General features: G+C 70.5%; 23 protein-coding genes, 1 tRNA gene and 3 pseudogenes. 18 read left to right on the forward strand and 9 right to left on the reverse strand.

Features of this window, described 5'->3' with window-relative positions; genetic code table 11:
* Positions 1-2: 2 nt before the first annotated feature.
* From AOZ13_RS04070 to AOZ13_RS04080, 3 genes are all read right to left on the reverse strand, one after another.
* Complete coding sequence (locus tag AOZ13_RS04070; protein WP_020222835.1) at positions 3-488, reverse strand: MnhB domain-containing protein; 486 nt, start codon at positions 486-488, stop codon at positions 3-5.
* The gene (gene mbhE / locus AOZ13_RS04075) at positions 485-2,842 is read right to left on the reverse strand and encodes a hydrogen gas-evolving membrane-bound hydrogenase subunit E (protein ID WP_021779891.1); all 2,358 of its coding nucleotides are present in this window, start codon (positions 2,840-2,842) and stop codon (positions 485-487) included. Before mbhE ends, AOZ13_RS04070 begins: the two co-directional genes overlap by 4 nt.
* A gap of 121 nt (positions 2,843-2,963) precedes the next feature.
* Complete coding sequence (locus AOZ13_RS04080; protein ID WP_020222965.1) at positions 2,964-3,371, reverse strand: hypothetical protein; 408 nt, start codon at positions 3,369-3,371, stop codon at positions 2,964-2,966.
* A gap of 200 nt (positions 3,372-3,571) precedes the next feature.
* On the opposite strand from AOZ13_RS04080, the gene AOZ13_RS04085 reads away from it, so the two are divergent.
* From AOZ13_RS04085 to AOZ13_RS04135, 12 genes and pseudogenes are all read left to right on the forward strand, one after another.
* Positions 3,572-4,282, forward strand: coding sequence for a hypothetical protein (locus AOZ13_RS04085; RefSeq protein ID WP_021779892.1), 711 nt, complete (start codon positions 3,572-3,574; stop codon positions 4,280-4,282).
* Positions 4,283-4,690: 408 nt separating this feature from the next.
* Positions 4,691-5,086 (forward strand): annotated as a pseudogene (locus AOZ13_RS14800) (sodium:solute symporter family transporter); the annotation flags it as partial.
* 185 nt (positions 5,087-5,271) lie between these two features.
* Positions 5,272-6,021 carry an SLC5/6 family protein gene (locus AOZ13_RS14805; RefSeq protein ID WP_234402826.1) on the forward strand — a complete coding sequence of 250 codons (750 nt, stop codon included), beginning with the start codon at positions 5,272-5,274 and terminating at the stop codon, positions 6,019-6,021.
* 230 nt (positions 6,022-6,251) lie between these two features.
* Positions 6,252-7,280 carry a phosphate signaling complex PhoU family protein gene (locus tag AOZ13_RS04095; RefSeq protein ID WP_234402825.1) on the forward strand — a complete coding sequence of 343 codons (1,029 nt, stop codon included), beginning with the start codon at positions 6,252-6,254 and terminating at the stop codon, positions 7,278-7,280.
* A gap of 236 nt (positions 7,281-7,516) precedes the next feature.
* Positions 7,517-8,629 (forward strand): agmatinase family protein, encoded by a 1,113-nt coding sequence (locus AOZ13_RS04100; protein ID WP_020221833.1) that lies wholly within the window; start codon positions 7,517-7,519, stop codon positions 8,627-8,629.
* 179 nt (positions 8,630-8,808) lie between these two features.
* Positions 8,809-10,956 carry a type II/IV secretion system ATPase subunit gene (locus AOZ13_RS04105; RefSeq protein ID WP_021779894.1) on the forward strand — a complete coding sequence of 716 codons (2,148 nt, stop codon included), beginning with the start codon at positions 8,809-8,811 and terminating at the stop codon, positions 10,954-10,956.
* A complete protein-coding gene (locus AOZ13_RS04110) occupies positions 10,953-12,782 on the forward strand; it encodes a type II secretion system F family protein (RefSeq protein ID WP_021779895.1) in 1,830 nt (609 codons plus the stop codon). The genes AOZ13_RS04105 and AOZ13_RS04110 overlap by 4 nt, the downstream gene beginning before the upstream one ends.
* Positions 12,779-13,495, forward strand: coding sequence for a DUF7289 family protein (locus AOZ13_RS04115; protein WP_021779896.1), 717 nt, complete (start codon positions 12,779-12,781; stop codon positions 13,493-13,495). The genes AOZ13_RS04110 and AOZ13_RS04115 overlap by 4 nt, the downstream gene beginning before the upstream one ends.
* A 56-nt stretch (positions 13,496-13,551) precedes the next feature.
* Positions 13,552-13,863 (forward strand): annotated as a pseudogene (locus AOZ13_RS15860) (DUF7266 family protein); the annotation flags it as partial.
* Between the two features lie 79 nt (positions 13,864-13,942).
* Entirely contained in the window at positions 13,943-14,647 is a 705-nt protein-coding gene (locus tag AOZ13_RS04125) for a DUF7263 family protein (protein ID WP_021779897.1), read from the forward strand.
* Positions 14,640-15,095, forward strand: a complete 456-nt coding sequence (locus AOZ13_RS04130; protein WP_049933819.1) for a DUF7262 family protein — start codon at positions 14,640-14,642, stop codon at positions 15,093-15,095. The genes AOZ13_RS04125 and AOZ13_RS04130 overlap by 8 nt, the downstream gene beginning before the upstream one ends.
* Positions 15,092-15,613 (forward strand): DUF7261 family protein, encoded by a 522-nt coding sequence (locus AOZ13_RS04135; protein WP_021779899.1) that lies wholly within the window; start codon positions 15,092-15,094, stop codon positions 15,611-15,613. Before AOZ13_RS04130 ends, AOZ13_RS04135 begins: the two co-directional genes overlap by 4 nt.
* Positions 15,614-15,675: 62 nt before the next feature.
* Here AOZ13_RS04135 and AOZ13_RS04140 read toward each other — a convergent pair whose 3' ends face one another.
* The 4 genes from AOZ13_RS04140 to AOZ13_RS04155 form a co-directional block, all read right to left on the reverse strand.
* Positions 15,676-16,236 carry a hypothetical protein gene (locus AOZ13_RS04140; RefSeq protein ID WP_021779900.1) on the reverse strand — a complete coding sequence of 187 codons (561 nt, stop codon included), beginning with the start codon at positions 16,234-16,236 and terminating at the stop codon, positions 15,676-15,678.
* Positions 16,237-17,010: a nucleotide-binding protein gene (locus tag AOZ13_RS04145; protein WP_021779901.1), complete on the reverse strand. Its 774-nt coding sequence runs from the start codon at positions 17,008-17,010 to the stop codon at positions 16,237-16,239.
* 53 nt (positions 17,011-17,063) lie between these two features.
* Positions 17,064-17,525, reverse strand: coding sequence for a hypothetical protein (locus tag AOZ13_RS04150; protein WP_021779902.1), 462 nt, complete (start codon positions 17,523-17,525; stop codon positions 17,064-17,066).
* Between the two features lie 529 nt (positions 17,526-18,054).
* Positions 18,055-18,128 (reverse strand) — tRNA-Tyr (locus AOZ13_RS04155).
* Between the two features lie 103 nt (positions 18,129-18,231).
* On the opposite strand from AOZ13_RS04155, the gene AOZ13_RS04160 reads away from it, so the two are divergent.
* From AOZ13_RS04160 to ftsZ, 3 genes are all read left to right on the forward strand, one after another.
* Entirely contained in the window at positions 18,232-18,783 is a 552-nt protein-coding gene (locus tag AOZ13_RS04160; RefSeq protein WP_021779903.1) for a double zinc ribbon domain-containing protein, read from the forward strand.
* Between the two features lie 169 nt (positions 18,784-18,952).
* Positions 18,953-19,126: a ribbon-helix-helix domain-containing protein gene (locus tag AOZ13_RS04165; protein WP_020221884.1), complete on the forward strand. Its 174-nt coding sequence runs from the start codon at positions 18,953-18,955 to the stop codon at positions 19,124-19,126.
* A 3-nt stretch (positions 19,127-19,129) separates the two neighbouring features.
* A complete protein-coding gene (gene ftsZ, locus AOZ13_RS04170) occupies positions 19,130-20,299 on the forward strand; it encodes a cell division protein FtsZ (protein WP_020221883.1) in 1,170 nt (389 codons plus the stop codon).
* 89 nt (positions 20,300-20,388) lie between these two features.
* Here the strand turns inward: ftsZ and ncsA are convergent, their stop codons facing one another.
* Positions 20,389-21,360: a tRNA 2-thiolation protein NcsA gene (ncsA, locus tag AOZ13_RS04175; RefSeq protein WP_020221882.1), complete on the reverse strand. Its 972-nt coding sequence runs from the start codon at positions 21,358-21,360 to the stop codon at positions 20,389-20,391.
* A 211-nt stretch (positions 21,361-21,571) separates the two neighbouring features.
* Between ncsA and AOZ13_RS04180 the strand changes: the two are divergent.
* From AOZ13_RS04180 to AOZ13_RS04190, 3 genes and pseudogenes are all read left to right on the forward strand, one after another.
* Positions 21,572-22,353, forward strand: a pseudogene (locus tag AOZ13_RS04180) (SDR family NAD(P)-dependent oxidoreductase).
* Between the two features lie 64 nt (positions 22,354-22,417).
* Positions 22,418-23,020, forward strand: a complete 603-nt coding sequence (locus tag AOZ13_RS04185; RefSeq protein ID WP_021779906.1) for a TetR/AcrR family transcriptional regulator — start codon at positions 22,418-22,420, stop codon at positions 23,018-23,020.
* 42 nt (positions 23,021-23,062) lie between these two features.
* On the forward strand, positions 23,063-23,701 hold the full coding sequence (locus tag AOZ13_RS04190; protein ID WP_020221879.1) for a DUF7095 family protein: 639 nt from the start codon (positions 23,063-23,065) through the stop codon (positions 23,699-23,701).
* Here AOZ13_RS04190 and AOZ13_RS04195 read toward each other — a convergent pair.
* Positions 23,698-24,564, reverse strand: a complete 867-nt coding sequence (locus tag AOZ13_RS04195) for a class I SAM-dependent methyltransferase (RefSeq protein ID WP_021779907.1) — start codon at positions 24,562-24,564, stop codon at positions 23,698-23,700. The genes AOZ13_RS04190 and AOZ13_RS04195 overlap by 4 nt on opposite strands.
* Between the last annotated feature and the right edge of the window lie 82 nt (positions 24,565-24,646).

Raw genomic sequence — 24,646 nt, forward strand, 5'->3', positions numbered from 1 at the left:
ACTCATTCCGCGCCCACCACCGAGATGACCGTGAGGAGCGCGCCGACGACGACGGCGTAGACGCCGAGGTCGAAGACGACGGCGGAGGCGAGTTCGACGTGCCCGTAGAGCGGGACCGTGATCGAGCGATAGGTCTGCGTCATGAAGGTGAGGTGTGTGCCGGTGAGGACGCCGTACAGGATCGCGACGAGGCCGGCGACGACGGCGAGCGCGAGGCCGGCCGCGTAGAGCGTCTGGTAGTCGCGGACGATACCGTGCTGGACGTGCTCGACGTGCTCGACGGCGGTCTGCACCTCGCGGTTGAGGACGTCGTGTTCGACGCCGTCGAGACCGTAGGCGAGGTAGGCGAGGGCGACGACGGAGGCGGTGAGCACGCCCGCGATGAAGCCGCCGCCCGGGAGGTTGTGTCCCTGCAGGAAGAACGCGAAGGAGACGACGAACCCGAGCGGGAGGACGACGCGCGTGACGGTGCGGAGGATGAGCGTCATGGCGTCTCACCCCGCTCGCGCATGACGATGAGCGTGAGCACCGTCACGGCGGCCATCGCGATGACGCTGATCTCGCCCATCGTGTCGACGCCGCGGAAGTCGACGAGGATGACGTTGACGACGTTGTGTCCGCCGGCGTCGGGGACGGCGTGCTCGACGAAGTAGCCGGCGATGCGATCGGGATCGGCGCCGGTCGCGGCGAGCGTCGTGACGGTGACGAGCGCGCCGACGAGCACCGAGAGGACGGCGTCGCGGGCGGCGCGCGAGCGCGTGATGCGCCCGTAGTAGCTCGGGAGTTTGTCGAGGACGACGAGGAAGACGACGAACGTCACGGTCTCGACGACGACCTGCGTGAGCGCGACGTCGGGCGCGCTCGCGAGGACGAAGAAGACGGTGACGGCGAAGCCGACGACGGAGAGCGCCATGACGCCCGCGACGTGCGAGGGCGCGCGAACGGCGGCGAGCGCGCCGACGACGGCCGCGAGGAGGACGACGCTGAGCGTGATCCCGAGCGACGGGAGCGCGAGCGGGACGACGAGACCGGCGGCGGCGTAGCCGAACCCGGCGAGGACGAGAACGCCGGCGAACGTCCACGCGGCGTACGTCCGCAGGTGGCCGGTCCAGAGGGCGCGCTGGACGCGCGCGCTCGCCTCGTTCGCGCCGAAGACGAGGCGGTCGTACCAGCAATCCGCGCGCAGGACGGGCGCGCCGTCGAGGAGCGCGCGGACGACCGTGCGGACGGCCCGCCAGCGCAGGAAGCAGAGCGCGCCGCCGGCGAGCGCGAGGCCGGACATCGTCACGGCGGGCGCGATGTGATCGGGGAGCGCGTAGTGGAAGGCGTGAGCGTGAGTGTCCGGCGGGAGCGTGGCGGCGACGACGCTCCCGACGAAGCCTTCGAGACCGTCGAGCGGCGCGCCGAAGAGCGCGGCGATACCGCCGAAACCGAGGAGCGCGGCGGCGCCCGCGAGGACGACGGGCGGGAGGACGAGCGAGCGCGCGGGGGTGTGGACGTCGAGGGTCGCGGGGCGCTCGCCGAAGAAGATCGAGCAGAACCGCAGGGCGTAGACGAGCGTGAAGACGCTGGCGACGACGGCGACGAGGGGGTAGAGCCACGCGAGACCGCCGTGGTGGACCGCCATCTCGTAGCTGGCCTCGTAGAGGAACTCCTTGGAGTAGAAGCCGTTGAACGGCGGGACGCCGCCCATGCCGAGCGCCGCGACGGTCGTGATGACGGCGGTGACGGGGAGGTCGCGGCGGAGACCGCCGAGTTCGTCGAGGCGCTTCGTGCCGGTCGCGTGCGTGACGAGACCGGCGACGAGGAAGAGCGCGGCCTTGAACGTCGCGTGATTGAGGAGGTGGAAGACGCCGGTCTCGGCGCCGACGACGTTCGCGAAGCCGAAGCCGGCGACGATGAGACCGAGGTGGCTCACCGTCGAGTACGCGAGGAGTTCCTTCAGTTCGCTCGCGCAGACGGCGAGAATCGCGGCGACGAGCATCGTCGCGAGACCGAGCGGGACGAGGAGGTGCGTCCAGTCGTCGCCGATGAGGACCGGACGGAGGCGCCCGAGGAGGAAGACGCCGGCCTTGACCATCGTCGCGGAGTGGAGGAAGGCGGAGACGGGCGTCGGGGCGGCCATCGCGTCCGGGAGCCAGACGTGGAAGGGGAGCTGGGCGGACTTCGTGGCGGCGCCGATCCCGACGAGCGTGACGATCGGGAGGAGGAGACCGGCGTTCTCGACGGCCGACCGCGCGGCCGCGGGGCGGGCGAGCATCGCGGTCAGCGAGTAGGTGCCGACGGCGCTCGCGAGCAGGACGAAGCCGACGAGCATGAACAGGCCGCCACCGACGGTGACGAGGAAGGCCTTGCGCGCGGCGTAGCGCGACTCGCGCGTCTCCGAGTAGTGCCCGACGAGGAGGAAGGAGGCGACGCTCGTCAGCTCCCAGAAGCAGAAGAGCACGACGAGGTCGCCCGCGTAGACGACGCCGAGCATCGACCCCATGAACGCGAGCATCGTCGCGTAATACTTCGTCTGGCCGGGTTCGTCGCGCATGTACCCCGCGGAGTAGCAGAAGACGAGGACGCCGACGCCGCTGGCGAGCGCGCCGACGAGCGTCGCGAGGCCGTCGACGTAGAAGCCCACGGAGACGGAGAGCGGGCCGACCCACGTGACGGCCGCGCCCCCGTGCGTGCCCGCGAGCGCGACGACCATCGCGAAGCAGGCCGCGGCGACGGCCGCCGCGTAGTACGCCGTCAGGTTCCCGATGGCGCGCGTGACCGCCGGCGTGGCCGCCGCGGCGGCGAACGGCAAGCCGACGAGCGCGACGAGGACCCACAGGTCGGGTGTCGGTTGCACGTTCGAGTGGTAGGGAACTTTGAGTATAAAGGTGGGTACAATCGTCGCTGTCCGCCGATCGCCAGAGAACCCCCGCCCGCATTCTGCCGTCGCAGTGGACAGGATGCGCTCCGTCGCCGCGCTACACGAGTTCGCGATCGTAGAGCGAGCGGCACGCGCACTCCGCCGTGAGGTGGTCGTCGATGAACCGCGGGATGACGGCGTGGGCGAGTCTGTGCTCCGGGTCCGGGATCTCGTCGCGTTCGGCGAGCACGTCGTCGACGACGTCGCGGAGATCCGCGAGCGCGTCCCGCGTCCCCTCCCGCGTCCCGTAGCCCGCGACGGGGTGGTCGGAGACGTGACGGCCGTCCGACTCGTTGATCGTCGAGAGCAGGACGTGGTAGGGGCAGGTCTCGTCGTCCGATGACTTCGACACCCAGAGGTCGACGGCGAACGTCGGCGTGACGCGGTAGCGCCAGCGACGCTCGGTCTCCCGCGCTCGCTCCTCGGTCACCTCGACCCACTCGCCGACGGGAACCGTGTCGTCCATGCGCCCGCATTCGGCGTCGACGGGCAAGAAACGTCGGGGGACGCGAGCCGCCGTCGTTTAAGTGGTTCTCGTCACAAGTAGTAGATACGACCGAGGGGCGCCCGGAGTTCTCGGGCGGCCCGTCGCGGGACGTCCCGTTCTCGCGTTTTTCCGACCGTCGAGTCGTGCGTTTATCCGTCTTCGCGCAGTAGCGCGAGGTGATGACAGACACCGCCGCGTCGGGCGGTGACCCGTTCGTGGACGCGCCCGACGAGGAGGAGTTCAGCAACCGCCCGGGCGACAGCGCGCTCGCGCGCTCGGCACACAGACGCGACACGACGGTGGGTCGCTGGGGACCGACGAGTCCGAGCGCGACGCAGATCGGCCGCGCGCGCTCGCCGGACGCGGACGTCTCCGAGAGCCTCCGCCGCCTCCACGAGGAGCGCCACCCCGCGACCGAGGGGCACGGCGCGCGCCAACACCGACTGGAGAAGCTCCGCATCACGCACGCGCTCTGTAACGATCTCGGGGTGACGCCGTGGCAGCGCGACCGCGCGCTCGGCGTCATGGTCGATCTCGATCTGACCGCGTTCGGCAGCCAGCGCGCCATCGAGAAGGTCGCGCTCGTCACGATCCGCCACGTCGTCGACGACGAGCGCGAGCGCTACCTCGGCCTGCAGGATCAGGCGTGGCTGGCCGACCAGCCGCCGGAGCGTCTGGAGAACCTCTACGAGCAGTTCACCTCGATCACGGACGACCCCCATTTCGAGGCGCTCGCGGAGAAACACGGCCTCTCGATCACGAACCTCAATCGTCTCCGCCGCGTCCTGCGCGACCAACTGGACGAGCAAGACCTCCACGGCGCCGTCTACGGCCGCAACCCCTACCGCGACCCGAACCTCCCGAGCGCCGACGTCCGACCGGACGAGTAGCGCGACGCCTGCAGTTGGACCTCCTTAGACACCTTATACAATAGCGATAGCTCCCCCCTCTGAAAGGTCGTGTGAACGGTTGGCGTCTCCTGAGTGTGTATCCGAGAAAATAAACAAGAGCAGGGTAAGCCCTTTATAGCTGATCGGTTGTCGTGGTAATGTACCAGATATGCACGCGTTCGTCAACCAAATCGCCGGGAAATACTCGGAGGGTCGTGAATCTGTTCGGGATCGGTGCGCGGGTCGGCGGGGGTGTGGGTCGTGAACGCCATCGTCGTCGGGTTGGTGGGGATCGTCGTCCTGATGCTCGGCGTCGGGTTCTACGTCTCCCGGAAGGTGAAGGGCGATAGCGTCAACTACATCGTCGCGGGCCGGGGACTCGTCCTCCCGCTGGCTGCGGCGACGCTGATGGCGCAATCCCTCGACTCGAACGCGACGCTCGGGAACACGGACCTCGTCGCGTCCACCGGCTTCTGGGCGGGCGCGGCGCTCCCCATCGGGCTCGCGACCTGCCTGTTCCTCACCGGGCTGTTCTTCGCGAAGCCGATGAACCGGATGGACCTCGTGACGCTCCCCGACTTCTACCGGCGCAAGTACGGCCGCGTCGTCGAGGTGCTCTCCTCGGGCGTCATGCTCCTCGCGTACGCCTTCCTGCTCGCCGGCAACCTCGTCGCCGGCGGCTACCTCTTCCAGACCTTCCTCGGCTTCGACTACACGATCGGCGTCGTCGCCATCGCCGCGATCATCTTCAGCTACACCGTCGCCGGCGGGCTCTTCTCCGTCGCGTACACCGACGTCGTTCAGGCCGGGATCGCGCTCATCGGCTCGCTCGCGCTCATCGTCTACGTCGCCACCCACTACGGGATCACCGTCCCGAGCGGAGCGGGACCGACCGCGTTCGGCCAGCTCACGAACCCCGCGCAGGCGCGTACATCAACTGGGCGTCAATCGTCGCGCTCGGTCTCGGCGACATCGTCGCCGTCGACTTCATGGAGCGGGTGTTCGCCGCCGACGACCCCGAGACGGCCCAGAAGGCCTGCTTCATCGGGAGCGCCGGGACGCTCATCATCGGCATCCCGTTCTCCGTCGTCGCGCTCTCGATGCCGTCGATCCTCTCCTCGCTCGGCGTCCAGTCCGGGAGCGAGGCGATGTTGTACACGCTTCTCCAGTCGGGCGTGCCGACGTGGCTCGCGGTCCTCGTCCTCGGCGGGATCGTCGCCGCCTCCTTCTCGACGGGCGACGGCGCGATCCTCGGGACGTCCGCCGTCCTCGCGCGGAACGTCGTCGGCATCCGCGTCGACGAGAACGCGCCGGCTGACGAACACGAGGCGGCCGACGCCGACGACGACCTCGTCGAGACGGACGCCGACAAGCTCCTCACCACCACGCGGCTGATGGCGGTGCCCGTGACGGTGCTCGGGGTCTTCTTCGCGTTGCAGGTCGCCCAGACCGGGATGCTCCTGCTGCTCGCCTTCGACATCATGCTCGCCGCGCTGCTCGTGCCGTTCGTCTTCGGGCTGTTCAAACCCGACTTCGCCACCCGGCAGGCCGCGCTCGGCGCGATCCTCACCGGCTCGATCACCCGCCTCGTGCTGTTCGCGCTCGTCCCGACGACGTACGCGATCCCGAACACGCTGTTCTACATCCAGAACCCGTGGTTCACGCCGGCGTTCGACGGCCTCCCGACGTTCATCGCGCCCGCCGTCGCGCTCGTCACCTACGTCGCGTCGCCGCGATGACTGAGGACGCCGAGGTCGAACAGAGGACCCGCACCCGCGCGGGCGCCGCGGAGGCGGTCGACGACTGAGTCGCCGCACCGTCCGCCGGCCACATTTCAGCCCCGTCACGTCCGTTTTTCAGACACGATAGCGAATGCTGCGGACAGGAATAGGCGTATATAGTTCTAGTGTGCACACTCACAACGAGAATGAATGGCCGTTCGTGAGGAAGGTATGAGGTGGCCGGCGTCGTGACGGGCGACGACGTCCGCATCACGCGAAAGGTCCAGCAGCTCGGGTCGTCGACGCTGGCGGTCACGCTCCCCGCGGAGTGGGCGCGGGAGCACGAGGTCGAGAAGGGCGATTCCGTCGTCGTCCAGCGCGACGAGAGCAGCGGCTCGCTCCTCGTCGTCCCCGACCGGACGCTCGTCGAGGACGCGGAGACGACGGTGGACGCGAGCGGGCTCGACGCCGACGCGCTCGGACGGGCCGTCGTCGCCCAGTACGTCCTCGGCCGGCGACTCGTCCACGTCGTCGACGACGGCCCGATCGCACCGGCTCACCGCGACGCCGTGCTCGACGCCGAGCGCGGGCTGATGGGTGTCGGCATCGTCGAGGAGACCACGGAGGCGATGACGCTCCGGTGTTCGATCGCCGCCGACGACTTCGAACTCCCGACGCTCCTCGGGCGACTCGATCGCACGGAGACGACGATGCGGGACGACGCGCTCGCGGCGTTCCTCGATGGCGACGCCGAGCGCGCCCGCGCCGTCGAGCAGCGGCACGCGCAGGTGGACAAGCTCTTCTACCTCCTCCTGCGCGTCCTCTTCGCGACGTACCGTAACCCCGACCTCAACCGGGCGGTCGGCGTCGACACCGGCTTCCCGCTGATCGGCTATCGATCGGTCGCCCAAGACGTCGTGTTGATGGCGGACGCCGCGACGGACCTCGCGGCGCTGACCGGCGAGCCGATCCCGGCGACGGCGCGCGAGCACCTCACCGGTCTCGAAGACGCGATCGACGACGCCGCGGACGCCGCACGGAACGCGGTCGTCGATCCGTCGTACGCCGATGTGACGCGCGCACGCGAGGCGCTCGACCGAGCGCGCAACCGGACCGACGCCGCGAACGAGTCCCTCGAACGCGAGCGCCCGGAGCCACTGCTCCGTCTCCAGCGCGCCGTCTGCGCGCTCAGCGGGGACACGCGGCACGTCCGAGACACCCTCGACGTCGCCACGCGACTCACGTTCCGCGACGGAAGCGGTGCGACGCCGGAGTAGCCACGGACACCCACCGATCTCCGTTTTGACGAGCGACACCTCCGAGCTGGTTCGCGCGCGCTCGCGCGACCTTATATTCTCGAAGGCGTCGAAGGCGACTCGAACCGTGGGGGGACGCACCAACCCCGCATACGAAACAGTACACATCCAAATCAAAGCTTTTCATACCGGATGGAAAAGGAGTGATCGTCGAAAGAAGCGCACGAAAGTGCGAGTCTGACGAGGAAACAAACACAATGACGGACAACGACCGCAGCGGAGAGGACATCTACGGAGACGCGCACAAGGAAGCGAACGAACCGATCTTCAGCGGGATCCCCTCGTTCCTGAAGCTCCCGGAAGTCTCGCGGGACGAACTCGCCGACGAGGACGTCGACGTCGGCATCCTCGGCGCGCCGCTCGACACGGCGACGACGATCCGGCCGGGGACGCGCTACGGCCCGCGCGCGATCCGCGCGGCCTCGACGGTCCCCTCGCCGCCCTACGAGCACTTCAACATCGAGACCGGCGTCGATCCCTTCGATCACTTCAGCGTCGCCGACACCGGCGACGCCACCGTCTCGCCGGGCGACACCCGCCAGAGCCAGTTGAACATCGAGGACGCCGTCGCCGAGATCAGCGAGCAGGCGACGCCGATCGTCCTCGGCGGGGACCACTCGATCAGCTACCCCGACATCAAGGGGTGGGCCGAGGCCAACGGCTACGAGGACATCGGCCTCATCCACTTCGACTGCCACGCCGACACCGGCGACGACGGTCTCACCGGCTTCGAGTACGACCACGGCGCGTGGGTCAAACGCGTCTACGACGAGGGCATCATGGCCGGCGAGAACTACACGCTCATCGGTCCGCGCGGCTTCTGGCCGGGTCCCGACACCTACCGCGACATGCGCGACGCCGGCATGAAGTGGTACACCGCCGACGACGTCGCCGCGATGGACCTCTCCGAGATCGTCGCGGACGCCGTCCGCCGCGCCACCGACGGCACGGACGCCGTCTGGATCTCCTTCGACGTCGACGTCATGGAACCCGCGTACGCACCCGGCACCGGCGAACCCGAACCCGGCGGTCTCATCCCGCGCGAAGCGATCTCCATGGTGCGCGAGTGCGTGAAAGAACTCGACCCCGAAGCCTTCGGTTTCGACGTCGTCGAGGTGTCGCCCGCCTACGACGCCAGCGACACCAACTCGTACAACGGCGGGATCACCTCCGGCCTCGCGAACCGCCTCATCATCGAGGTCCTCGGGAGCATGGCGCTCGCGGCGCAGGGCGAGGAGAGCGGCGAGCCGATCACGCCGAAGGAGCCGCTCGGTCTCCCGCCGGAGACCGAGACGCCCGCGGACGACTGAAACCCGATCTCGCCGCGTCGACGTCGCCGGCCGGTAAGCGGGGCACGACACGAGCGGCGTGAGGCCATCCGTTTTCGACCGTACGGGTACTACCTTTCGCTCGGATCCGGCGCGTACCGCACTGGCACGCTATCAGCGACCAACGTCTCGCTTATATCTATGAATGCCCTGACAGGTGTATGGATTTTCCGGTCCCCCCTGTCGTCGCGCCGGACGACCCCGACGCGTGGTACGCCTCCGACCTGCGCGCGCAGTACGAGGTGCACCCGAACGTCGTCGCCACCGTCCGCGACGACGGATCGGGGTTCGCCTACGACGTCCGCGAGCCCGTTCTGCCGGCGGCCGACGCCGCCGCGCGCGAGCGCATCGACGAGCACTTCGGCGACGCCGGTCTCGAACGCCCGCGGACCCGCGAGGGTTGCGTCGAGCGCGTCGCGGCCGGACTCGACGCGAAACACCGCCGGATCGTCGAGGGACTCGCGCCGGCCGCCGCGGGGAGTCGGCGTCGGCTGCGCTACTACGCGCTCCGCGACCTGCGCTGTCTCGGCGACCTCACGCCCTACGCGCTCGACGCGACCATCGAGATCGCGGACGCGAGCGACGACCGGCTCGTCGTCCACACGGCCGACTACGCGCCGGCGCGCACGCGGCTTCCGGCGCGGCCCGCGCATCTCGGACGCTTCCTCTCGGAGCGCGTCGAGTCGTACGCCGTGCCGTTCGGCGACGTGGCCGTACCGGTCGTCATCTACCGCGAACACCTCCTCGGCGCGGACCCGTTCGACCTCCAGTACGCGGTACAGGAGCCGCCGCTCCTCCCGGGCGACGCCGAGTTGATCGCGTCCTGCAAGGACCGCATCTGGGAGACGAACGTGGACGAGGTCGTCACCGATCGAGCGGCGTTCGTCCGCGAACACGCCGAGCGGTACCTCTCGCGCGCGCTCGCGGCCGGCCAGACCCGGGCGTGGCGGGCGGCCGTCGGCTATCGCGTCCGCGCCGCGCTCGCGGCGTACGACCTCGCCGTCCCGCCAGTGAGCCGGCGGTTCGAGGACAGCCGTCTCGACGATCTCGTCTACTACGTGCTCCGCGACTTCGTGGGCGACGGCGAACTCACCGTCCCGATTCGCGACGACCACTTAGAAGATGTCGAGGCGAACCGCGTCGGCGAGCGCGTGAAAGTGGTACCGCGCGGGGGCGACGAGCGCGTCCCGACGAACCTCGTCTTCGATGACGAGGCCCGCTTCGTCAACCTCGTCACCCAACTCGCAGCGAGCGACGGCGTCGAGCTGAACGCCTCGCACCCCTCGGCGAAGGTGAATCTCAGACCGCCGGAGGTGGACGAGGCGGTGACGATCCGCTGCGCGCTCGCGCTCCCCGTCATCAGCGCGGGCGGCCCGCACGTCTCCATCCGCAAGCAGTCCCCAGACCCGCTCACGCCGATCGACCTCGTGCGCGCCGGGAGCATGCCGACGGAGGCCGTCGCCTACCTCTGGCTGGCGTACGAGCACCACGCGGCCGTCCTCTTCAGCGGCGCCACGGGCGTCGGAAAGACGACGCTGATGAACGCTCACCTCCCGTTCGTTCCCTTCGACGATCGGCCGATCAGCATCGACGAGGGGAGCCGGGAGGTTCGACTCCCCCACGAGACCGGCGTCTCGCTCACCACGCGCGACCACGAGAACCCCTTCAAGCGCGTGACGATGGCCGATCTGATGACGGAGACGAACTACCTGAATCCCGACGTCGAGGTCATCGCCGAGATCAACACGCCCGCGAGCTTCGAGACCTTCGGTGAAGTGTTGAATACCGGACATGGGGTGCTCGGGACCACGCACGCCGAGGACATGGAGACGCTCGTCAACCGCGTGACCGAGCGCGGGCTGCCCGCGTACCTCCTCCGCGAGGTCGACCTCGTCGTCTTCCCGCGCCACGTCGGCGGCGAGCGCTACGTCGGCGAACTCGTCGAACTCGTCCGCGACGCCGACGCGCCCGCGGACGGGGAGATCGGCAACGACGGCGCGACGATCCGCTACCGCCGCGTCGTCGAGCGCACGCACGACGGCGGGTTCGACGTCCGCGACGACGAGTCGGCGTTCCTCGAGCGCCTCGCGGCCCGGACGGATCGGCGAATCGGCGCCGTCCGCGCCGAGTACGAGCGGAAACACCGGTACGTCCGGTACCTCGTCGAGCGAGACGTGAGCGACGCCGACGCGCTCTTCTCCTTCCTCGCGGACCTCCGCGTCGACGAGGCCGCGACGGTCGAGCGCGTCCGACGCGGGCGCACGACCGGACCGGGGACCGACGGGACGGACGGCCGGAGGGCCGCGTGAGGGGGGGCCGCGGTCTCGATCGGGCGTGTTACGCGCTGTTCGGCGGACGCTCGGAGCGCCCGCGCCACGACCGCGACCGGGGGCACTACCGCGCGACGACGATCACGACCGGCTTCGACGTCTACGTCGCGCGCGTCTACGCGCTCGCGGTCCTCGTCGGTCTGTGCTGTGCCGCGCTCGGCGTGGCGGCGACCCTCGCCCTCGGCGGGCCGCTCTTCGCTGCACTCCCCACCGTCGTCCCGCACAGCATCGTGGCGCTCGGTGCCGCGGCGCTCGTCGGCGTCGCCGGGTTCGAGGGCGTCGTTCGCGGCGGCGGGCGCTACCTGCAGGCGGCGGCGCTCGCCCGACGCACCGACATCGAGCAGACGCTCCCGAGCGCCGTCCGCTACCTCCGCGTGCTGGCCTCGGGCGGCGCGGACGACCGCACGCTCGTCGCGCGCGTCGCCGAACGCCCCGATGCCTTCGGCGAGACGGCCGCCACCTTCCGCACCGTCCAGTCGCGGACGGAACTCACCGGGAGCATGGGCGAGGCGCTGCGCGTCGTCGCCCGCGACACCCCCTCACGGGGGCTGCTCGCGCCCTTCCTCTTGAAGTTCCGCGAGCACGCCCAACAGGGTCCGGACGCCGTCGAGAGCTTCCTCGAACTCGAAGCGCGCATGCTCGCGAACCACCAGTCGCGCGCGACCGAGGAGGCCGCGGGATTCCTCGAACTCCTCGCCGAACTGTTCGTCGTCCTCCTCATCGTCCCGACGCTCCTCGTCGTCGTCGTCACCGTCCTCAGCGTGCTCGCGCCGTCGCTCGATCGCTCGGTCGCGACGGCGGTCGGTCCCGTGTCGCTGCGGGCGCTCGTCGTCTACGGCTGCGCCGCCTGCGTCCTCGTCATCGGCGCGGGCGCGGCGACGCTCGTCGATTCCCTGCGCCCGACGGGCTACGGTCTCGACTGGTACGCCCGCTCGCCCGACCTCCATCGGATTCTCACGGGCGCACTCGACAACCCCGCCGACGCGATCGTCGTCATCCTCCCGCTCGGCGCCGTCGTCGCGCTCGGCCTCTCGATCGCCGGTCTCGACGCCGTGAACGCCGCGCTACTGGGGTACGCCGCCGGCGCGATCCCGGTGGGCGCGGTCGCGGTGCGGCGAGCGCGCCGGGACGACGCGAAGGACCGCGAGATCAAGGACTTCGTCCACGGCGTCGCGGGGCACGTCGGTCTCGGGCGGCCGTTCGCGAGCGCGGTCGGGGCCGTGGCACGCGACGCGCAGCTCGGCCCGCTGCGCGCGGACGTCGCTGATCTCGCGTTCAACCTCGGGCTGACGGTCTACGGGAGCGAGGTGCGGGCGGCGGCGCTGACGCGCTTCACGGAGCGGATCGGCACGCCGCTCGCCGGGCGCTCCATCGGTCTCGTGACGGGCGCGCTCGACGCGGGGAGCGACGCCGAAACGGCGTTCGAGGCGCTCCAGATGGAGATCGGGCGGTTGTACGACGAGCGCAAGGCCCTGCGCTCGCAGTTACAGGTGTACGTCGCCGTCGGGTGGACGACCGCGCTCCTCGTCGTCGGGATCGTGGTCGTCGTGAACGCCTACGTGCTCGGGAGCTTCGCGCAGCTCGCCGCGGTGAGCGGGAGCACCGCCGGTCTCGCGATCGACCCGACGGCCGTCGATCCGGCGCGCGAGCGCTACCGGTTCTACGTCGTCACGCAGGCGACGATGCTCGCGTGCGGGTGGTTCGCCGGCGCGGCGAGCCGCGGGCGCTACGAGGCGCTGTTGCACTCCGGCCTCCTCGTCGCGCTGACGTACGCCGTCTTCGCGCTCGCGGGGGTGATGCGATGAGCGAGCGCGCGGGCCGCGGGCAGTCGCACGTCGTCGGCGTCGCGCTCCTGCTCTGCGTCTCCGTGATCGCGCTCGGCGTCGTCGCCGCGGGCGTCGGGAGCGTGGTCGGCGAAACGGCCGCGAACGCCAACGCGATGCGGGTCGCGGACACGCTCGCCGACGCGTTCGCGCCGACCGGACCGACGGGACACGAGAGCGTTCGCGTTCCCGCCTCGGCGGGCCGTCTCCGCACCGCCGCGCGCGACGTCCGCGTGCTCGACGCGAACGGGACCGTCCGACGCTATCGGACGAACGCCGTGATCTTCGAGACGGGCGAGCGCGGCGTCACGAGCGTCGCGGGCGCGATCGTCGTCCGCGATCACGGGTGGGCGCGCGTCACCCGACCCGTCCGCGCGACCGCGACGTCGGACGCGCTCGTGCTCGACGTGGTGGTCGTCGACGGCGAACTCGACGTTTCGGGGCGCGGTCCCGGCATCAGGATCCGGACGAACGCCACGGGGACCCGCGACGCGCTCGCCGGCGGGACGTATCGCCTCGCGGTCGAGACGAGTACGCCGGAGGCGTTCGCGCGGTACTACGAGCGGCACGCGAGCGGCGGGAGAGTGCTCGGCGAGCGCGACTACGACGGCGACGGCGTGTCGAGCGTCGTCATCGGCTTCCCGCCGGCAGCGCGGGCGTACGTCCTGACGCACGACGTGGAGGTCGCGGTGTGAGGACGGATCGGGGAGTGACGCCCGTCGTCGCGAAGACGCTCGGGATCGGGATCGTCGTGCTCTACGTCGCGCTGGTGTCGCCGACGCTGTACGGCGGCATCGTCCCGGCGGCGAAGGCGGACGCGGCGTCGACCCTCGGCGCGCGAGTGCTCGCGACGAGCGCGGTCGCGATCGAGGACGCGGTCCCGAGCACGCCGACGGGATCGGTGCGGGTCCGCGCGACCGTCCCGCTCCCCGCGACGATCGGCGGGCGGCCGTACGCGATCCGCGCGGCGAATCGGTCGCTCGTCCTCGACAGCCCCGTCGGCGGCGTCGGCGGGACGGCGACGCTGAGCCTCCCGGCACGCGTGACGCGCGTCGAGGGATCGTGGCGCAGCGACCGCCCGGCGGTCGTGGTGGTGACGGGCAACGCGAGCGCGTGTCGCGTCGCCTCCGGGAGGGCGGGACGTGAACGCCGAGCGCGGCCGCGGACAGGCGAGCCTGCTCGCGCTCGGCGTCGCGCTGCTCCTCGTGACCGGGTCGCTCGGCGTCGCGCTCGCGCTGGCCAGCGGGGCGTTCGCGGGCGCGGACCGGGACGCGGCGGACGCGCGCCTCGCGGACTCGCTCGCGGCGCGCGCCGTCGCCGCCGACGGGCCGTTCGCGGACGGCGGTCGCGCGAACGTCCTGCGCGCCGCGGCGGTGGAGAACCTGCGCGGCGCCGACATCGACGAGGCGTTCCCGGCCGCGCGGGGACACGCCGTGCGCGTCACCCTCGACGGCGCGGTGCTCGCCGAAACCGGAGACGCGTCGGGCGGTCCCGTCGTCCGCCGACTCGTCCTCATCGCGTCGCACGGGAACCGAACGGACGCGCCCGCGTTCGGGAACGAAAGCGAGAGCGGGGCGGCGTTCGCGCTCCACGAACGGACGGCCGCGCTGGACGTCGCGCTCGCGCCGCCGAACGGCACGCGGATCACGGCCGTGCGCGTCGACGGCCGCGTCGTCCTCCGCGACCCGCGGGGGCTGCGCGGGACGTACCACGTCGCCACCAGTCGCTATCGGAACGCGAGCGTCGCCGTCGAAGCCGACGGCCCGCTCCCCGCGGGGAGCGTCGTCCTCGTCTCGCACCCCGAGACGTCGCGAACGGCGATACTGGGGGTGCGCGTCGATGCGTGAGGCGCGCGAGGTGCACTGGGCGCGCGAGGTGCACTGGGCGCGCGAAGTGCGCGGGGCGAGCCGGGGCCAACTCAGCTTCCCGCTGATCGAGGCGGCCGTCGGCGTCCTGCTCGTGCTCGGGGTCGCGTGCGGGTTCGCGCTCGGGGCGCCGCACCCGGACGGCTCGGAGAAGCAGGTGTCGCTCTACGCGTCGGACGCCGCGACGCTCCTCGCGGCGGGGACCGCCGGGAACGCGACGGCGTTCGACGCGGGCGACGGCGGGACGGAGGAGACCGGCCGCACGGCCGTTCGGGAGGCGATCGACGCCGCGCTCCCCGCGAACTGCATGTACCGCGCGACGACGCCGTGGGGCACCGTCGGGTATCCGCGTCCGCCCGGCGTTACCGTCGGGACCGCGACCGCGCCCAGCGCCGCGGGACCGATCACCGTCGAGGTGTGGGACGCGTGAGTCGCGATCGGGGTCAACTCGTCCTCGTCGCGGCCGCGCTCGTCGCGCTCGCGTTCGTGCCCGCGCTCGCCGCGTACCTCCAGCTCGGCTACGCGGGCGACGCGCACGCGATGGCGGCCCGCGACGACGCGGGGACGGCGACGGCCGCCGCGCTCGATCCGGCCGTGGACGCGGCGACGCCGAGACTCGCCGAGAGCGACGCGTGGACCGATCGCGACGCGGCCGTGAGCGCCTACCGGGACGCGCTGAACGGGAGCATCGAGGCGATCGAGAACGCGAGCGTCGCGCGCGGACGCGTCTCGGTCGTGTCGTACGACGAACGGGCCGCGATCACGTCCGCGCGGGACGCGTGCCCGAGCGGCCGCGGACGGGTCTTCGGCCCGTGCGAGGCGGTCGGCGGGATCGTCGTACAGGAGCGCGCGAACCGGACGCACGTCGTCGCCGTCGCGTTCGACGTGAGAGTCATCGGGGAGGGCCGCGAGACGCATCTCGCGGTCGTGGTGCGACGGGACGGGTGAGGCGACGGAGCGGGAGCCGCGAGAGTGGGAAGAGCGGGGGGAGTCGAGTACCGGGGGTGGGGTTAGTTCGAGTCGGATCGCCGCGGCGCGCCGCGATCGACTGATTCGCCGTCGACCGAGGCGAACCCGAGTTCGGCGGCGCGGGCCTCGGCCTCCGCACGCGCCCGCTCGCGGATGGCCTCGATGCCGGCGTCGTCGTCGAGGAACGCCGTGACGGCGTCCGGACCGGTGTCGGCCGCCTCGGGTGCGCGCTCGCGGGTGCGCTCGGCGAGCGCGGGGTCGCCCGCGAGGCGTTCGGCGAGCGCGTCCGGATCGACGGCGGCGTCGGGACCGAGCGGCGGGTCGGCGTGCTCGTAGAAGCGGACCTGATAGGGACCGGGGAGCGCGAGCGCCGTCACGGCGTCGTCGCCGACGGGTCCCGCGGAGTGACGAACGCGCACGGGAACGCCGTCCCCGAAGGCGACGAGACCGTCGCCCCCCTCGTCGAACAGGAGCGCGTCCGCGGGGACGAACACGGCGTAGCCGGTGAAGGCCTCGTCGAGGGCGCGTTCGAGCGCGATGCCGGGATCGGTGACGACGCGCGAGAAGGAGAGCGCACCGCCGAAGTCCGCGCGCACGCCCATCTACACCTCCTCGGGGATGACGGCGCTGCGGAAGCGATCGGCGAGCGCGCCGCTATCGCCGCCGCCGACGTCGAGCGCGGCCGCGGCGTCGTAATACGCGCTCGCCGCGGGACTATCGGGAGCGTACGCGAGGAGGGGTCGGCCGGCGCGACGCGCGGCGCGGGCGGCGTCGTCGTCCGGGACGGTCCCGACGATCGGACCCTCGAAGTAGCGTTCGGCCTTCGGCGCGATCCGCTCGATGCCGTCCGCGGGGCGGACCTTGTTGAACAGCACGCCCGCGACGCCCGTGCCGTACGACGCCGCGTACTCCTGCACCTTGAGCGCGTCCGAGAGCGCCGGCACCGTGGGTTGGGTGACGAGGACGACGCGATCCGCGAGGACGATGGGGAGGACGGAGGCGGTGGAGTCGAGCGCGGCGGGCGAGTCGAGGAGGAGGACGTCCGTGTCCGCGGCGAGTTCGGCGACGACGTCGCGCAGACGCTCGGGGTCGGCCTCGCGGAACCCGGCGAGGTCGGTGCCGCACGGGACGACGGTGAGTCCGAAGCGCTCGTAACACGCGTCGGCGACGTCGACGTCGCGTCCCCCGACGAGGAGGTCGTGGAGGGTGACGTCCGCGTCGGCGAGTCCGGCGTGAAAGAGCAGATTCGCCATGCCCGTGTCGGTGTCGACGACGGTCACGTCGTACGTCTCGGCGAGCGCGAGTCCGAGCGCGAGCGTGCTCGTCGTCTTCCCCGTGCCGCCCTTCCCGCTCGCGACGGCGAACGCTTCGACCATGTGCTGGTCCTCCGCTATCGGCGCGTAAAAGGCCGCCGCCGTGCGCGTGCGTCTCAGCCCTCCGTGCGGAGGAGCGCGGCGATGTCGTCCGCGTCGAGGTCCGAGGGGAGGTCGTCGAAGCGTTCGGCCGCGCGTTCGCGCGCCGCGTGGGTTCCCTCGTCGGGCGAGACGTCGTAGAAGTCCGCGACCGCCGCCCGATACGACGCGATGCGGCGGGCGCGATCCGCGATCTCGCGGACGGTCGCGTCACTGACGCCGGGCGTGAGCACGCCGTCGTACCACGCCGTCGCACGCGTCCCCGGGTCGTCCGCGACGGCGACGACGGCCAGCGCGCCGGCGGCGCGCTCTCGGACCGCCGCGACGAGCGCCCGTGGCTCGTCGAACGCGTCCGGATCGAGTAACAGGAGCGCGCCCGCGGGGACGTCCGCGGGAACGTCGGCGCGCGACGCGACACGCACGCACCGTTCGTCGAAGGCGTCAGCGAGCGATGCGTCCGGACCGGCGACCAGTATCACGGCACCGGGATAGTTTCGGCTCGCCGTGGATAATACTTCGGGAATCTGTGGCTGAAATAACGCGTTGGGACCGGAGTGACGGTGTCTGCGTGGGGGCGGGTGTCGATCCGGCAAGAGGTCGTTACCTTCGCGGCGAAGGCGACGTTTCGGCCGTCCAACAGGTGCCCAATATCGCGGAGCATCTACAGGCTGAGCAGGGCGAGTGCCTCGGGGCTCGCCCCCGAGGTACTTCACGCAGTATGTACGGACCTCCGGTTGCTGTACGGAATCAACAGGACCGCGGGATACGCCCTCCCCGAGTTTGAATCGCGTCAGACGTGCTCGCTCCGCTGCGCGCGACTGACCGGTTCGAATCGTGTCGCGTGGCTCTTCACGACTCACGTCGTTCGTCGGAGACGTCCGCCCTCCCCGAGTTTGAACTCGCCGAGACGTTCCGGGTCGCTCACTTCGTTCGCTTCCCGGGCTGCGACTCGTCTGCTCAAATCGGCTCGGGAGACGTTTGACTGCTCACTACCGTTCGCAGCAAAAGTCCGCCCTCCCCGATTTGAACGGGGGGCAAGCCGATCTACAGTCGGCTGCTCTACCAGTCTGAGCTAAGGGCGGGCGTACCGATACGTAGGCCGCGGCGCGAATTTAAGACTTCTCATTCGGTATCGGTTTCGGGGAGTGGTTTCAAATAGCGGGCCGTCGTATGCGCGGACATCGCATGTCGAAGATCACGTTCCGGGCGGACGCGGCGCTCGTCGAGCGCGTGGAGTCGCTCGACGCGTCGAAGAGCGAGGTGATGCGTCGCGCGCTCCGGGCGTACCTCGACGACAGTCCCTCCAAACCGGCCGACGCCGGCGCGGACGACCCCGGGAGTTTCGACGCGCTGCTCGACGCGCGGATCGAGCAGCGCGTCACCGAACGCCTCGACGAGGGCGAGACCGACGCGGCGGGCGACGACGCACGCGACGTCACGGTCAACGTAAACGTGAACGACGCGGCGGACGCGCCAGCGTCGCGCGGCGGTCGGGGCGCCGCGCGCGAACCCGAGTCGTCGCCAGACGACGCGTCGGACGCGCAGTCGGCGTCGGATACGCGAACGTGCCCCCAGTGCGGTGAGGGAATCGCGACCGGTCACGCGTTCTGCCCGAACTGTGGGGAGCGCGCGGCCGGGCGTCCGACGTGCGAGTGCGGGGTGGAGCTGCGTTCGGACTGGGCGTTCTGTCCGGACTGCGGCCGACGGACCGTCCCGGGCGACGTCTTGGATCGGTAAGACGGCCGCTTATACAGCCATTAACTATTTATGCGGGTCCGTTGTCGTTGTGTGTACGTAAGACGGGTGTCTTACACTCAATCGCCAGAATACGGGGCGTTGCGTCCGGTTCCGGACGCGGTGTAAGACAAGAACGGGGAGACCCACCGTCTTGCGGGGGACAATAACAATGGAGCGTGTGACACTCCGCATTCCGAAGCAGCAGATCGAGGAAGTCGAGGAGATGGTCGAACTCGGGAAGTACCCGAATCGATCCGAGGCCATCCGCTCGGCAGTCCGCGAGATGCTCGATGAACAGACCGACTCACAGTCGAACGAAAACCGCGGCTGGGCGAAGGTGTAACAGATGCAGGACATCGTCAACGACGCCCTCGAGAACGCCGAAGCCGAACAGCGCGATCTGAGCGACGTCGACGACGACGGGAGCGAGTTCGGGGACCCCCGAATCGTCATCATCGGCTGCGGTGGCGCCGGCAACAACACGGTCAACCGGCTGTACAACATCGGGGTGGATGGCGCGGACACCGTCGCCATCAACACCGACAAGCAGCACCTGCAGATGATCGAGGCCGACACGAAGATCCTCGTCGGGAAGTCCCTGACGAACGGTCTCGGGGCCGGCGGCGACCCCTCGATGGGCGAGCGCGCCACCGAGATGGCCCAAGGCACGATCAAGGAGGTCCTCGGCGACGCCGACCTCGTCTTCGTGACCGCCGGCATGGGGGGCGGGACGGGCACCGGCGCGGCGCCGGTCGTCTCCAAGATCGCGAAGGAGCAGGGCGCCATCGTCGTCGGGATGGTCTCGACGCCGTTCAACGTCGAGCGCGCCCGCACGGTGAAGGCCGAGGAGGGACTGGAGAAGCTCCGCGACGAGGCGGACTCCATCATCGTCCTCGACAACAACCGCCTGCTCGACTACGTCCCGAACCTCCCGATCGGCAAGGCGTTCTCCGTGATGGACCAGATCATCGCGGAGACCGTCAAGGGGATCTCGGAGACGATCACCCAGCCCTCGCTCATCAACCTCGACTACGCCGACATGACCGCGATCATGAATCAGGGCGGCGTCGCGGTGATGCTCGTGGGCGAGACGCAGGACAAGAACAAGACCGACGAAGTGGTGAAGGACGCGATGAGCCACCCGCTCCTCGACGTCGACTACCGGGGCGCCTCGGGTGGCCTCGTCCACATCACGGGCGGCCCGGACCTCACGCTCAAAGAGGCCGAGGGCATCGCGGACAACATCACCGAGCGCCTCGATAACTCCGCGAACGTCATCTGGGGCGCGCGCATTCAGGACAACTACAAGGGCAAAGTCCGCGTCATGGCGATCATGACCGGCGTCCAGTCCGCGCAGGTGCTCGGCCCGAGCACGCAGAAGCAGGCCGATAAGTCCCGCGCGGAACTCCAAGGCATCGAAGCCGACGGCGACGGCGGCTCCGACTGGGAGGGCGCGCACAGCGACGGCGGACAGAGCGAGGTCGAGCAGAACAACGGTCTCGACGTCATCCGGTAGGCGTCTTCACGGACCTTTTTCGCGCACGCCGACCGTCGAGCGACGCGAGCGACGCGTCCGTCTTACACGTCAGACACGCGTCTCGAGGGCTACTCGGCGGCGTGGACGGCGTCGACGAGAGAGCACTTCCGACAGACCTCGCGCGTGGTGGGCGCCCCGCACTCCGCACACGCGTTCAGGTCAGCCGCGCTCCCCGCGCTCCGGTAGCGCTCCGCGGCAATCGCCGCCAGCTCCTCGTAGCCGGCCATGATGCTGTGCCGGGTGCCGGGATGGGCTTCTTCGAGGGAGAGCAGCAGGTCCTGAATCTCGCCGCGGAACGCCTCGCTGGAGTGGGGACACTCGGCCATGTGGACGGGGAGGTCGCGCAACTGCGCGTAGAGGGCGACCTCTTTTTCAGGTATATCGCGGAGGGGCTTCGCGCGCGGCGTCATCCCCGCCTGCTCGCGGCGTTCGTCGAACGCGCCTAACGAGGCGTCGAAGTGCTTCGCCATCTGCTCGACGTTCCCCTCGAGGACGTTCATCAACGCCGTCTCGGCCTCGTCGTCGAGGTTGTGGCCGGTGAGGAGCTTGTCCGCCTCGTATCCCTGTGCGTACGTCGAGAGGAGGTCGCGGCGGAACACCCCGCAGTACGCGCAGGCGGCCATGTTCTCGGGGTCGGACTCGACGACGTCGTCCATCTCGACGTCGAACTCGTCGGCGTAGGAGACGATCTCGTGGTCGATGTCGAGGTCGGCGGTGAGTTCCTCGCAGGCGTCGACGCTCTTGTCGCGATAGCCGGCGATCCCCTCGTGGACGGTGAGCGCGACGAGTTCGACGCGGGGGTCTTCGGCGAACGTCTCGTGGAGGATCTGCGTCAGCACGACGGAGTCCTTCCCGCCGGAGAGACCGATCAGCCACGTCTGCGGGTCGTCGGGCGTCGCTGTGCTCGGCAGGAGGTCGTCCTCGCGGACGCGTCGACGCACGCGGCGCTCGACGGACTCGCGGAAGTGGCGCTCGCAGCGGTGGTTCCCCGAGTACGCCGCGTGCATGACCGCCTCGCGGTCGCACTTCGTGCACTCCATCATCACCGAGTTGTGCGCGCGGGCGTTTCACCCCACCGCTTCCCGCGACGCGCCACACCGATCGCCGCCCGCGTCCCACACCCGTCGCAGCGCGTATCCGCCCCCGCCGCGCCACCGCTCCGGACGCCTAGGTTCTTGGTCCGCGCGGTGGTCGCTGGCGGTATGGCACGTATCGACGGCGATCGGACGGACGCGGCGAGGGTGGCGTAGGATGGGACGCATCACGGGCGACTTCGCGGGCGAGACGGTGATCGTGACCGGCGGGGCGTCCGGCATCGGGCGCGCGGTCGCGCGGCGCTTCGGCGACGCGGGCGCGACGGTGCTCGTCGCGGACCTCGACCCGGAGCCGAACACGGGCGGGACGCGACGCACGAAGCGATCGAGGAGGCTGGCGGAACGGCGGCGTTCGCGGAGACGGACGTCACCGTCCCGGCCGACGTCGAGGCCGTCGTCGAGGCGGCCCGCGAGTTCGGCGGCGTGGACGTGATGGTGAACAACGCGGGCTACCACGCGGGCGGGCCGCTCCTCGACCTCGACGTCGCGGAGCTTCGTCGCGCGCTCGCGGTGAACGTCGAGGGCGTCTTCGTCGGGACGCAGGTCGCGGCCCGCGACATGATCGATCGCGACGAGCCGGGGAGCGTCGTGAACACGGCCTCGATCAGCTCCGAGGTCGCGCAGTTCGAGCAGGTGGGATACGACGCCTCGAAGGGCGCGGTGAAGATGGTGACGCGCGGGTCCGCGCTCGAACTCGCGGAGTACGGGATCCGCGTGAACGCGGTGGCACCCGGGCAGATCGCGACGGAGTTCGTCGAGGGCTGGTCGGAGGAGGCGCCGGCGAAGGCGGCGAGCGACGACCTGCTGAAGCCGGTGCCGCTGGGGCGCGCGGGCGTGCCCGACGACCTCGCGGCGGCCTACCTCTACCTCGCGAGCGAGGACGCCTCGTACGTGACCGGCGAACTCCTCTTCGTCGACGGGGGGTGGCAGGTGCTCTGAGGCCGGGCGCGGCGCCCGCGGAACCGACACGCTTTCCTGCTTAACTAAGTGATTAGTCAACACGATGGGCGAGGACACGGGGACCGAGCGCTCGGAGACGCAGACAGCCATCATGGAGGCGACGTACCGCGCGCTGTGCGAGCACGGCTACGCGGACCTGACGATGCAGGCCATCGCGGACGAGTTCGAGAAATCGAAGTCACTCATCCACTACCACTACGACACGAAGGAGGAACTGCTCGTGGCGTTCCTCGACTACCTCATCGACGGCTTCCTCGCGAAGGTCGAGGACACGGACGACGAGGATCCCCGCGAGCGACTCGACACGCTCGTCGACACCCTGCTCGCCGGCCCGGAGAAGTCCGAGGACTTCCAAGTGGCGATGCTCGAACTCCGCTCGCAGGCGCCGTACGTGGAGGCGTATCGGGAGGCCTTCTCGGCCAACGACGCGCATCTCCGATCACTGCTCGCCGACACCGTTCGGGACGGCATCGAGGCGGGTGAGTTCCGCGACGTCGACCCGGATCGCGTCGCCGAAACGCTCCTCGTGCTGGTCGACGGCGCGCGCAGTCGGAGCGTGCTCTTCGGGGACAGCGACACGGTCGAGCACACCCGCCAGACCATCGACGGCTACGTCCGCTCCCACCTGCTCCCGGACGACACGTAGAGGGAGGGAAACGCGTTTAGGCGAGAGCGCGCTTTCGCACGTATGGACCGCGACGTCGCGCTGAATCACGTCGGGGACGTCCTCGACGCCGTGAGCGACGATCGACTCCCCGTTCCAGTCACCGAGTGCTGGGTGTACGGCGAGGTCGCGCTCGGGAAGGACCCCCTCACGCGCCTCGACGTCTACGTCACGAAGGACCTCCTGCTCGGCGGCGAGCCCGCGCCGGATCTCGACGCCGAGTACGGCGTGGAGGGGATCGGCCGGACCGTCGATGCGGCGTGGGCCCGCGCGCACCCCGAGTGGGTGCGCACCGACGACAGCGGGTACGTCGCACCGGAGAAGTGCCTCGCCGCACAGCTCCTCCCCGAGGACGAACCCGTTCATCTTGAGGTGTGCAACACGGGCTTCGAGCGCAACGTCACCCAGCGCGCGGACGGCGCGCGAGCGCGCGAGCGCTACGAGCAGGTCATCGACCCGCGCGGCGTCTGCCTCTACGCCGAGGGGCGCCGCGACGACGGCGCACTGGAGAAGCTCCGCGAGAGCGCACTCGCCTTCCCGACGCTGCCGGAGGCGTTGACGATGCTCGGCTTCGACGAGAGCGAGGCCGCAGACGCCGCCGCGGCGATGCGCGCCCACGAGGCCGAGCAGGAGGGCGCGACGGTGCGCGGCGACGTCGTCTAGTCGCGTTTTTCGCCCGCAGCGTCCGACTCGCTGGCCGCGTCCGACTCGCCCGATTCGCCTGACTCACCCACCGCATCGACCTGTCCAGCGACGACGTAGAAGGGGACGACGGCGCGGCGCTCGTACGTCCCCGCGGCCATCGCCTCGACGACGTCGCGACCCATCGCTCGCCACTCGTTTTTGAGTTCGTCCACGGCCTCGGGGGAGAGACCGCCGCGCCGGAGCGTCGGCGCCTGCTCCGCGATACGCGTGCCCGCGGCCTTCGCCTTCGCGGCTTCGAGGGCCGCCTCGTCGTACGGCGGTTCGACGACGCGCTCGTGCTCGTAGCGGCGGCTCTCGACGTCCGCGAGACCGATCTCGCGGAAGAGCGCGGCCGCGCTCGATCCGAGCGTGACGTCCGTTTCGACGCCCGCGATGTACGTGTCGCGTGCGCGTTTCGCCAGCGGGGACTCCGCCTCGACGCTCGACTCGACCGTCACCGCGGCGTTATCGGGTTCGACGCAGGCGACGCGATCGGACGAGACGCGCGCGAACTCCTCGATCGCGACGCGCGGGTCGGGGAGGTTGATCAGGAGCGCCTGACAGACCACGAGGTCGAAGGCGTCGTCGCAAAAGGGCAGACGCGTCGCGTCGCCGAGCGCGCGGTAGTCGGCGTCGGCCTCGTCGAGGAGTGCGCGATCGGCGTCGAGGGCCACGACCTCGCCGTCCGTCTCCTCGCGGAGGACGCGCGTCAGCTCGCCCGTACCACAGCCCACGTCGAGGATCCGCGTCCGCGAATCGAGGGCGAGGGGCGCGAGCGCCGATCGATCGGCCCACATCCCGCGACGAGTGTCCGTCAGGTAGTCGGACGAGAAACGTCTCACTGCGCGGACGTACGACCGGGAGGGGGGAAACGCTTACCGCTCGGGCGTCGCGCTTCGTCTATTCGACGTCACGCGGCTCACG

This window comes from Halarchaeum acidiphilum MH1-52-1, assembly GCF_000474235.1.
In the GTDB taxonomy this organism is placed as follows: Archaea; Halobacteriota; Halobacteria; order Halobacteriales; family Halobacteriaceae; genus Halarchaeum; species Halarchaeum acidiphilum.

Coding starts and splice junctions, on each gene's coding strand:
- AOZ13_RS04145 (WP_021779901.1), bottom strand. CDS start 17,010: ATGGTCGAAGCGTTCGCCGTCGCGAGCGGGAAGGGCGGCACGGGGAAG.
- AOZ13_RS04085 (WP_021779892.1), top strand. CDS start 3,572: ATGACAGACACCGCCGCGTCGGGCGGTGACCCGTTCGTGGACGCGCCC.
- AOZ13_RS04080 (WP_020222965.1), bottom strand. CDS start 3,371: ATGGACGACACGGTTCCCGTCGGCGAGTGGGTCGAGGTGACCGAGGAG.
- AOZ13_RS04190 (WP_020221879.1), top strand. CDS start 23,063: ATGGACCGCGACGTCGCGCTGAATCACGTCGGGGACGTCCTCGACGCC.
- AOZ13_RS04140 (WP_021779900.1), bottom strand. CDS start 16,236: ATGGGCGTGCGCGCGGACTTCGGCGGTGCGCTCTCCTTCTCGCGCGTC.
- AOZ13_RS04130 (WP_049933819.1), top strand. CDS start 14,640: ATGCGTGAGGCGCGCGAGGTGCACTGGGCGCGCGAGGTGCACTGGGCG.
- ftsZ (WP_020221883.1), top strand. CDS start 19,130: ATGCAGGACATCGTCAACGACGCCCTCGAGAACGCCGAAGCCGAACAG.
- AOZ13_RS04115 (WP_021779896.1), top strand. CDS start 12,779: ATGAGCGAGCGCGCGGGCCGCGGGCAGTCGCACGTCGTCGGCGTCGCG.
- AOZ13_RS04100 (WP_020221833.1), top strand. CDS start 7,517: ATGACGGACAACGACCGCAGCGGAGAGGACATCTACGGAGACGCGCAC.
- AOZ13_RS14805 (WP_234402826.1), top strand. CDS start 5,272: ATGGAGCGGGTGTTCGCCGCCGACGACCCCGAGACGGCCCAGAAGGCC.
- AOZ13_RS04070 (WP_020222835.1), bottom strand. CDS start 488: ATGACGCTCATCCTCCGCACCGTCACGCGCGTCGTCCTCCCGCTCGGG.
- AOZ13_RS04160 (WP_021779903.1), top strand. CDS start 18,232: ATGTCGAAGATCACGTTCCGGGCGGACGCGGCGCTCGTCGAGCGCGTG.
- ncsA (WP_020221882.1), bottom strand. CDS start 21,360: ATGGAGTGCACGAAGTGCGACCGCGAGGCGGTCATGCACGCGGCGTAC.
- AOZ13_RS04105 (WP_021779894.1), top strand. CDS start 8,809: ATGGATTTTCCGGTCCCCCCTGTCGTCGCGCCGGACGACCCCGACGCG.
- AOZ13_RS04185 (WP_021779906.1), top strand. CDS start 22,418: ATGGGCGAGGACACGGGGACCGAGCGCTCGGAGACGCAGACAGCCATC.
- AOZ13_RS04165 (WP_020221884.1), top strand. CDS start 18,953: ATGGAGCGTGTGACACTCCGCATTCCGAAGCAGCAGATCGAGGAAGTC.